The sequence below is a fragment of the Chryseobacterium herbae genome, from assembly GCF_025154075.1.
GTDB classification, from domain to species: domain Bacteria; phylum Bacteroidota; class Bacteroidia; order Flavobacteriales; family Weeksellaceae; genus Chryseobacterium; species Chryseobacterium herbae.
Genome location: NZ_JAOAMU010000001.1, coordinates 1,170,965 through 1,180,478 on the forward strand (window position 1 = coordinate 1,170,965; position 9,514 = coordinate 1,180,478).

The 9,514-nt window shown below is 37.7% G+C and carries 7 protein-coding genes and 1 tRNA gene; 1 reads left to right on the plus strand and 7 read right to left on the minus strand.

Annotated elements, in window-relative coordinates:
* Positions 1 to 15 precede the first annotated feature (15 nt).
* The 6 genes from porM to N0B48_RS05065 form a co-directional block, all read right to left on the minus strand.
* Positions 16 to 1,608: a type IX secretion system motor protein PorM/GldM gene (gene porM / locus N0B48_RS05040; RefSeq protein ID WP_259837198.1), complete on the minus strand. Its 1,593-nt coding sequence runs from the start codon at positions 1,606 to 1,608 to the stop codon at positions 16 to 18.
* Positions 1,609 to 1,661: 53 nt separating this feature from the next.
* Entirely contained in the window at positions 1,662 to 2,354 is a 693-nt protein-coding gene (porL, locus tag N0B48_RS05045; RefSeq protein ID WP_259837199.1) for a type IX secretion system motor protein PorL/GldL, read from the minus strand.
* Between the two features lie 60 nt (positions 2,355 to 2,414).
* A complete protein-coding gene (gene porK, locus N0B48_RS05050) occupies positions 2,415 to 3,836 on the minus strand; it encodes a T9SS ring complex lipoprotein PorK/GldK (RefSeq protein WP_259837200.1) in 1,422 nt (473 codons plus the stop codon).
* A gap of 108 nt (positions 3,837 to 3,944) precedes the next feature.
* The gene (glmS, locus tag N0B48_RS05055) at positions 3,945 to 5,798 is read right to left on the minus strand and encodes a glutamine--fructose-6-phosphate transaminase (isomerizing) (RefSeq protein WP_259837201.1); all 1,854 of its coding nucleotides are present in this window, start codon (positions 5,796 to 5,798) and stop codon (positions 3,945 to 3,947) included.
* A 20-nt stretch (positions 5,799 to 5,818) separates the two neighbouring features.
* Positions 5,819 to 7,444, minus strand: coding sequence for a DUF4270 family protein (locus N0B48_RS05060; RefSeq protein WP_259837202.1), 1,626 nt, complete (start codon positions 7,442 to 7,444; stop codon positions 5,819 to 5,821).
* Positions 7,445 to 7,457: 13 nt separating this feature from the next.
* Positions 7,458 to 8,228 (minus strand): glycogen/starch synthase, encoded by a 771-nt coding sequence (locus N0B48_RS05065; protein WP_259837203.1) that lies wholly within the window; start codon positions 8,226 to 8,228, stop codon positions 7,458 to 7,460.
* 171 nt (positions 8,229 to 8,399) lie between these two features.
* On the opposite strand from N0B48_RS05065, the gene panC reads away from it, so the two are divergent.
* Complete coding sequence (panC, locus tag N0B48_RS05070) at positions 8,400 to 9,248, plus strand: pantoate--beta-alanine ligase (protein ID WP_259837204.1); 849 nt, start codon at positions 8,400 to 8,402, stop codon at positions 9,246 to 9,248.
* 191 nt (positions 9,249 to 9,439) lie between these two features.
* Here panC and N0B48_RS05075 read toward each other — a convergent pair.
* A tRNA-Lys gene (locus N0B48_RS05075) sits at positions 9,440 to 9,512 on the minus strand.
* Positions 9,513 to 9,514: the final 2 nt, after the last annotated feature.

The window sequence follows — 9,514 nt, forward strand, 5'->3', positions numbered from 1 at the left end:
ATTACAATTTTAGTCCTATGGAATATTAATGATTATAGGAGTAATGTTTTTAATAACCTGACCGTCCAGACCTTGTGCAGTAACTTTAATATCAAAGATGGAAACTACATCTCCGGATCTAAGATTCTTCACTAATCCAGCAGCATCACTTAATGAACTTCCGTGAACTAATAGTGCTGCTCTACCTGGTATTCTTACCATAAACTGAGTTACAGTAAATGAAACCGGGAAGTCAAAGTCAGGAATTGCTGCCTGTACCGTTTGATTTTGGATAGACGTAGCCGGCATAGATACCATACTCTGTCCTCTAATCTGACCTTGCGGTGGTGGTACATTCTTAATTCTATACTCAAATACCTGTGATACAGATTTTCCGTAAGGATCTATTCCTGATAATGTCAGTTTAACTGTATTACCTGAACTAGGTTTCACACTCCATTTTCCTGGACCTGTATTTTTTACAGATGCACCCGGAGCAGAAAGTGAAAGTCTCGAATTGTCAGCCCCTAAGATTGATCCTGAAACAGGGTTCTCAAGTCCTCTATACATTACATTCATTTTATCTGCAGAAAGTAATAATCCTTTTTCAAGTTTTACTTCTCTTGGTCCTGCGATTACGTTATACGTGTGCGTCCATGGGAAACTCTGAGGTTTTCCCGAAGCATCCGTTAAAGTAATTGTTCCTCCCAGTTTGTGCTCGCCGATACCAGAACCAGAAATAGAGGTAATCCCTTTTCCGTTCTCTACTCTGCTTACCCCTGAGATCGCAATCTTGTTACTTGTAGAATAAGTACCTAACATTACTTTTACTTCAGCCTGTTTTCCTGCCTGGATATCCACCGGACCTGAAACGATAGGCTCGTAACTTGAGAATTTGATACTTGCATCCACTTTCTCCTGAAGTAATAATGCCAATGCATCAGACTGTACGTTTCTCGCATCATTCTGGATGATCTCTAAATTAGAGATGGCAGCGATCAACGGCTGGTGATAGAATTTATTCTGAAACCAAGTCTTGTCATTCGGAGATTTTCCTTTTGGATATTCAGCGATCAAAGATTTATTAGCTCTGTCTACTAAGTCTTTCAGCTGTGCATTGTTTCCAAAAGTTGCATTGATATAATTTCTTACGTCGTCAATTTTTGCTTTTAAATCTAAAGCTCCTTTTGAAGGCGTATTTTCTTCTCCTTCTTTAAAGAAATATTCTGTAGTCGCTTCATTGTTATTCAGCGCAGCAAAATTTTCGCTTACATCAATTTCTTTTCCGGTTTTTGGATCTTTATCATGAAAATCTGAAGTCTTTTTTAAAGCATCTTTGATTCCTTGTGCCGAAGCAACCAAAACATCAATTTTGCCTTTTAAAACTTTATACTGTCCCCAAGGCTGTGCATAAGTATCTGGTACTTGCAACGCTTTAGCCTCAAGCGTTTTTTCGAAGATCTTTTCGTTCTTATTTTCTGTTAAAGTTCTTGTTTCATTCAATGCTCTGGTAGAGTCATAATATGATCTGATGATTTCTGCATCAATATTTAGGGCCATCATCGCGATGAACACCAAATACATTAGGTTGATCATCTTCTGACGAGGGGTCTGTTTTCCTTGTGCCATTCTCTTTTCTTTTGTTTTTGATTAAGTAGTTAAATTTTAGAAATGGTTAGGAATTAAGACTTCATAGCAGTAAGCATACCACCATAAACTCTATTTAAGCTGTTAAGATTAGTTGTTAAACCTTGTAACTCTTGATTGAATTTTTCAGACTGCTCTGCAGATTTCTGCATATCAGCTACATATTTGTTAGCAAATTCAGATTGTCTCTTACCGCTTTCAAGCTGCATTGTGTATAAAGCATTCATACTTTCCATATGCTGAGCCGCTTTGTTAAGCTGATCATTATATTTATGAGTAGAAGCAGATACGTCAACGGTCTGGTTGATCTGGTCTACAGAGTTAGAGAACTTGTCGATACCAGTTCTTAATCTGTCAAACAACTGAACATCCAGTTTTGCATCCTGAAGCATTTTGTCTAATTTATTGGAAAGAGAATTTTCTAATTCTGCCAAATGCTGAGCATTATTTTTAGATGATACATTAGAATGTAAAGGGTTTGGGTTTGCATGCTTATCTAATAATTCAGGATAAACATTTTCCCATGCATAAGATTCTTCTGATTTTGGAGGGTCGAATGCGAAAATGATAAAGATAATAGCCTCCGTAATAAGTCCCACTGTAAGAGCGATATTACCATTAATTGGTCCCAAGGTAATGTGAGTAATTTTAAGCCAAGCTCCAAGAATTACAATTGCAGCACCGAATGAATAAAAGAAATTCATCCAAGCATCTTTAGTCTTAAACATATTAAGTTAGTTTTTTTAATGTTAAATAAAATTGTTATTGAAAAATAGTTGTCCGGTTAATTATCTGTTAACTCTTCTTGGCTTAACAGCTGCTTCAGGAATGTCCTGTACAGTTCTGAATCCGATATAGCTTCTTGCGGAATCTTTTCTTTCCCAATCTCTAGCACCTGTCATCAGGGCATATCCTATATCTTTCCAAGATCCACCTCTTACTGATCTCTTCGTATCCTTTGTATCTTTCGTAGAAGGATTTAAAGTAGATGAGAATCCGTAAGAAGAGTTGTTATACGCAGATGATGTCCATTCAGAAACGTTTCCAGCCATATCAAATAACCCAAATCCATTTTTCTTAAATTTCTTTACTGGAGCTGTATATGTATAAGTACCTTTTTTCTCGTCTTCCATGTAGTTACCTCTCTTCGGTTTGAAGTTAGCCAGGTAGCAACCTCTGTCATCCATTAAATATGGACCACCCCAAGGGTAAGTAGCATTTTGCATTCCACCTTTTGCAGCATATTCCCACTCAATCTCTGTAGGAAGACGGAACTGCAATGGTCTTTGTTTTTTTCTTTTTAAGCTTTCGTTGTAGTCTGTTTTCAGTTTAGATCTGAAGTAACAGTATGCTCTTGCCTGATCCCAGGTTACCCCTACTACAGGATAATCTTTGTAAGCTTTGTGCCAGAAATACTGTTCGAACAACGGCTCGTTGTAAGTGAAGTGGAAATCATTTACCCATACCGTAGTATCAGGATAGATGGCAATGCTTGAACTCTTAAGGTAGTTTGCTCCTCTTTCGTTGTCAGCAAGTGCGGCATCCATATCTCCCCACTGATAGCTGTATTTTAGTTTACTAACGTCTAAAATTCTTTCGTTTCCAATTCTGGAAGAAGCAGGCAGATACATAGACTCTAAAACTTCCGCATATTCTACATCAGGATACTTTCCAGTGCTCCAGTGTAATGGGATTTTCCAGTCTAATTTTTTGCTTGCATCATAACTTCCGTCATCTCTTCCTCCCTGTCCCTCTAAATATTCTTGATAAGGTGTTAAATTTTCTTCTTTTTTAGCAAGGTATGCATAGTCTCCTATACTTGCTCCTCTACGTCCACCTTCGTCACCGCCTTCCCCAGCGGCTTCGGCTAATAGAGTTCTCGCAATGGAATCTCTCACATAATTGATAAATACCCTGTACTCTGCATTGGTAGTTTCCGCTTCATCCATAAAGAAAGAGGAGACTGTAACAGTTTTCAATGATGCTTTTTCAGGTGTGTTTGTTGGGTCCTGATCTGCAAGACCAGCAACAAATGAACCTGCTGGAATAGCCACCATTCCGAATGGTCTTTCCGCAACAAATGATTTCGTTTTTTCTCTTGGTATCAATTCTCCTTTCGTTCCAGGCTTCCCTACAGAAGAACTGCCACCACCTGAACAAGATACTGATGCTACCGACGCAGACAATAATAAAAGAAATATCCTTTTCATGTTAATTTTTATAATTAAGCCGTAAATATATAATTTTTTTAAGAAACTTTTAAGATTTTTTTTGAAATAACAGAAGAAATCTAAATTTATTTTATTTACAACTAGTTTTTATTCCACGGTTACGGATTTTGCCAAGTTTCTTGGCTGATCTACATTGGCTCCTCGGTATACTGCAATGTAGTAGGCTAATAGCTGTAAAGGCACTGATGCAACGATTGGGGAAAAACATTCAGACGTCTCAGGAATTTCAATAACATAATCTGCCATTGCACTTACCTGTTTATCTCCTTTATTAACCACTGCAATCACTTTTCCTTTTCTTGCCTTAATTTCCTGAACATTACTTACAATCTTATCATAGTGTCCTTTTTTAGGCGCAATAATAACGATTGGCATGTTTTCATCGATAAGGGCAATAGGTCCGTGCTTCATCTCTGCTGCCGGATATCCTTCTGCGTGAATATAAGAGATTTCCTTCAGCTTAAGAGCACCTTCCAACGCTGCTGGATAGTTGTATCCTCTCCCCAGGTAAAGGAAGTTCGTAGCACCGATAAAGTCTTTGGCAATATTTTGAGTAAGCTCGTGAGTAGCACTTAAAACTTCTTCGATCTTTTTAGGAATAGCGTCCAGCTCAGCAATTAAGCTCATGAATTCTGCATTTCCTAGGTTACCGTTATGTTTTCCTAGTTTAAATGCAATCAGGGTAAGGATCGTAAGCTGTGCAGTGAATGCTTTTGTAGAAGCCACACCGATCTCAGGGCCTGCGTGAGTATATGAACCTGCATCTGTAATTCTTGCAATGGAAGAATCCACGACGTTACAGATACCATATATAAATGCTCCTTTTTCTTTGGCTAATTTCAATGCAGCCATTGTATCTGCAGTTTCTCCGGACTGGGAGATAGCGATAACAACGTCTTTGTCCGTGACAATCGGGTTTCTGTATCTGAATTCTGATGCATATTCCACCTCTACAGGAATCCTTGCATATTCTTCAATAAGATATTCCCCGATAAGACCTGCATGCCATGAAGTTCCGCAAGCAATAATTATAATTCTATTAGCATTCTTGAATCTCTCTAAATGATCCCAGATCCCAGCCATTTTTATCACCCCTTCGTCTACAAGAAGTCTCCCTCTCATCGTGTCGTGTATGGATTTAGGCTGTTCAAAGATTTCCTTAAGCATAAAATGCTCGTACCCACCTTTTTCTATCTGCTCCAAGCTTAATTTAAGCTCCTGAATCTCAGGCTCAATCTTAGAGTTATCATTAATTGTTCTGATGTCTACCCCATTTTCCAATGAAATAGTAGCCATATGTCCCTCTTCAAGATAGATCGCTTCTTTTGTAAATTCTACGAAAGGAGACGCATCAGAAGCAATAAAGTACTCTTTATCACCAAGTCCTATGGCTAGCGGAGAACCTAATCTTGCTACAACCAATATTCCCGGATAATCTTCGTGAAGGACTGTGATAGCGTAGGCTCCGTATACTTCATTCAGAGCATATCTTACCGCTGTCGGGAAGTCTGTTTCTGAATTTACATCCATGAAATACTGGATAAGATTAACCAGAACTTCTGTATCTGTTTCAGACTTGAAAGTAAATCCTTTTTCAGTAAGCATTGTTTTAATAGTATCATAGTTTTCTATAATACCGTTATGTACAAGAGCTATTTTTCCGCTATTTGACAAATGCGGGTGTGAATTTCTATCACTTGGAACCCCGTGAGTTGCCCAACGGGTATGCCCCATTCCTATTTTAGCTGTACCTTTTAACTGCGCCGAAATATTGACCAAATCATCTACTTTACCCTTTGTTTTTTCTACTTCAAATTTTTTATCTGAACCTTCCAAAACAATTCCAGCACTGTCATATCCTCTATATTCTAATCTTCTAAGACCGTTGATCACAATGTCATACGCATCCTGAAATCCTGTATATCCTACAATTCCGCACATATTTTTTCTAGTGTTTTTTTTTATTTTTTTGTACCGTAAGTGACTTTTAACTGCATTCTGTATTTGTTATTTTTATCTTTTGATCCCACAAAGACAGCTCTTTCTGTTTCAAATGCTCTGGATGTAAATTTGAATCCGCCAAACGTATTTGCCGTTGTCGGTGTAAACTCACCCATATTGATAAGAAGCAGCTTATTTTCAGTACGAACTCCATTATTGAGAGGGTTTCCTTCAATAATATCTTTCACTGTTTTTGTTACCGTGAACTCATAATAAGAAGGGTCTTGATCAATAGCTGATTTTAGCCAATCAAAACCGGCAGTAATATCGGCTAAAAAGGCTGACGAAGTAAGTAATGGGGTACCTGAGTCTATAGGGCTAATGGTAAGATTCTCCTGTTTCCTTCTTAAGTTATTTTTCCATACCGCCTCATCTGTATAGATTCTGATTTTCGCACTTACGATGGCCGCTTTATTAGTATCATATAACGTCCTAAGACTATTGATCGTACTTTCCGGAATTTTCACTCCTATAGAAGGTCCTCCCATTCCCTGTAGATAAAGTCTGTCATTTCCTTCGGTTTCGTTGATAGATCCTATTGCGTTTTCCCATTTAGAGTTTGTTCTGTCATACGTATACTGACCTATACGAGCATTACCCAGGCCTCCTTTCATCAATAATTTGAATGAAGACTGCGGTCTTGTTATCGTACCATTATCATTTTTTTCGTTGGTGTAGTACATGATCACTTCCAAATCATCCGGAGAGAACTGTAGCAGATATCCATCCGTTTCATCCACAGAAAGTCTGATTCCTTTGAAGTATCTGGTAAAGTTTGCCGCATCCTTAAGTTCAGGCTTACCGCTCTTGTCAAGGATTTTAGTCTGGAAGAAATCATTATTCAGACGAATTCTGAATCCTGCATCTGCCGCAAACAACGTAGAGTTGTCAGACTTTTTAGTGATCGTAACTGCTTTTACATTTCCATCAAATACAGCAGAACCAAGGGCTGCCCCTGTACCTACATTTACATTTGAATATTTGAAATTGTTATCATTACCATCCAGGAAGGTCGTAATTTCATCTACATTAACATGCAACAATGTATTAGTTCCTCCCGCACCCAGTTTAGTTTTACCATATTTCACTCTATAATCAACAGGGTAAGTTTTAACCTCTGTAGAAACAGGTGTCGCTACAGTTCCTATCAATATACTTTCGTCTTTAGCCCCTGAAGTTTTCACAGAATCGGTTACAGCTCTAGGCTTCATTACCAATACTACAGAGTCTACCTTTGGGGTTTTTCCAAAATCGAAATTATCGCTGGACATTCTAAGCTGAGTAAGAAACGATGCTTTCTGCATTCCGAACTGTCCCTCGTTGAAAGCTCCGAGAACGGCCGTAGCCGTAGAAATACCTGATGTATTGATAAGACTTACCAGTCTGCCTGCATCACTTCGTATTGAATCTTTATTATTAATATTATAAGCAACAAGATCATAGGAAGTCATATTACTTTCCGCACCATCATTGATAAATAGCTGCTCACCCAGCGAATCCGCTTCCGGTTCGCAGTTATAAAGAAGAGCACTTCCGAAAACCGCCACAAAAAGCATGGCAAAAGTCCTTTTAACAGTATGAGTCATTAAAAAAGTGTTTTTAATAAATTTGATTAATAGAATCTACGTCTACGTATTCTGATTTTGGAGTCGCTGTTTCATTGAAACCTTTGTCAAGGTCCTCATCTAAAAACTCATCTCCTTTTACCACCATATCCACGTAATTCATACTCTCGATCACAAAATTTTTGATTGTCGGATTATCTAACGCTTTTAATCCGGAAATATTATCGAATGCCAATTTCTCAGCAATATTTTTATCAAGATCCGCGTCTTTCTCATTGTATAGGGAAAGAACGATTTTGGCGTCTTTGAAATAAGTATCGGATTCGTAATAGGTTTTAAGGTAAATTGGAACAAAAGAAGACATCCATCCGTTCAGGTGGATCACATCCGGAACCCAGTTCAGCTTTTTGATGGTCTCAATAACACCTCTTGCAAAGAAAATCGCTCTTTCGTCGTTATCATCAAAAGGGTTTCCTTCGTCATCAACGTAGTATTGTTTTCTTTTGAAGTATTCTTCGTTGTCAATAAAGTAAACCTGAAGTCTTTCCCCCGGAAGAGACGCTACTTTAATAATCAAAGGCTGGTCCAGGTCATTGATGATAATGTTCATTCCCGAAAGACGGATCACCTCATGAAGTTGGAATTTTCTTTCACTTATTTGTCCAAATCTTGGCATAAAAACTCTTACATCATTGCCTTCATTGTGCATCTTAAGTGCCATTTTGTTTACCACTGCAGCCATATTCGTATCTTCCTGATATGGATACATCTCTGTAGTAATGTACAGTATTTTTTGATTCGGCATAAATTTCTATCTATATTTTTGTAAAAATGCTTTAATGTGCAAAATTACAAAAAAACATCCAACATTATTTTAATTAACATTATTTTACGATAATTCCTATTTCCAAATTATTAAAAACTCATATAATTATGTGATATTTTTAGTATTTTTGAATTAGTATTAAAATAAACTATGGAAGTTATAAAGAACAAGAAAACCCTTCAGGATTTCATTGAAAGACAGAAAGAAATGGGGAAAAAGATAGGCTTTGCCCCTACTATGGGCGCGCTCCATAACGGCCATCTTTCCCTGTATGAAGAAGCCAGAAAAGATAATGACCTCGTAATTTCTTCAATTTTTGTAAATCCAACCCAATTTAATAATCCGGAAGATCTTGAAAAATATCCGAGAGATATCAACAGAGATATTTTGATCCTCAAAAACTCAGGATTGGTGGATGCTGTCTACATTCCCGAGGTAGCCGATATCTATCCGGAAAAAACAGAAAGCCAGCGTTATGATTTCGATGGACTGGAAAATGAAATGGAGGGAAAATCAAGACCGGGACACTTTGACGGTGTAGGAACCGTGGTTGAAGAGCTTTTCAATCAAATTAAACCGGACAATGCCTATTTCGGAGAAAAGGATTTTCAGCAGCTTGCCATTATCAAGAAAATGGTAGAAAAGAAACAACTTCCGGTAAAAGTAACAGGCGTCTCCATTTACAGAGCAGAAAACGGCCTTGCTTTGAGCTCAAGGAACCAGAGACTTCATGAAGACCGGAAAGAAGCATCAAAGGTGATTTATCAGACCTTAATTAAGGTAAACGATTGGTTCCGGACCGTTACCATTCCTGAAATAAAAGAAAGAGTTGCCGATATCTTCGATCATGAACATGGAATGAAACTGGAATATTTTCTGATCGCTGATGAAGATACTCTTAAAGAAACCGATTTTTTCTACAAAGACAGAAAATACCGTGCATTCATCGTGGTTGTAGTAGATGGTGTCCGATTAATAGATAATATGCACCTGGATTAATATTAAACACTTGTTCAACAAAATACCTCGTGTACTTTTTATAAAAAAATAAAGCTCTGATCAATAAAATCAGAGCTTTTTCTTTTCCGGGGTATAGTATATAAAAAAAATCAAAGGTCTCTTGAGGAAACCTTTGATACACCAAATCACAAAATATTAATATGAAAAAAATTTACTTTTCAGTAAACTTGTGACCCGGCTGGGATTCGAACCCAGGACCCATACATTAAAAGTGTATTGCTCTACCAGCTGAGCTACCGAGTCGG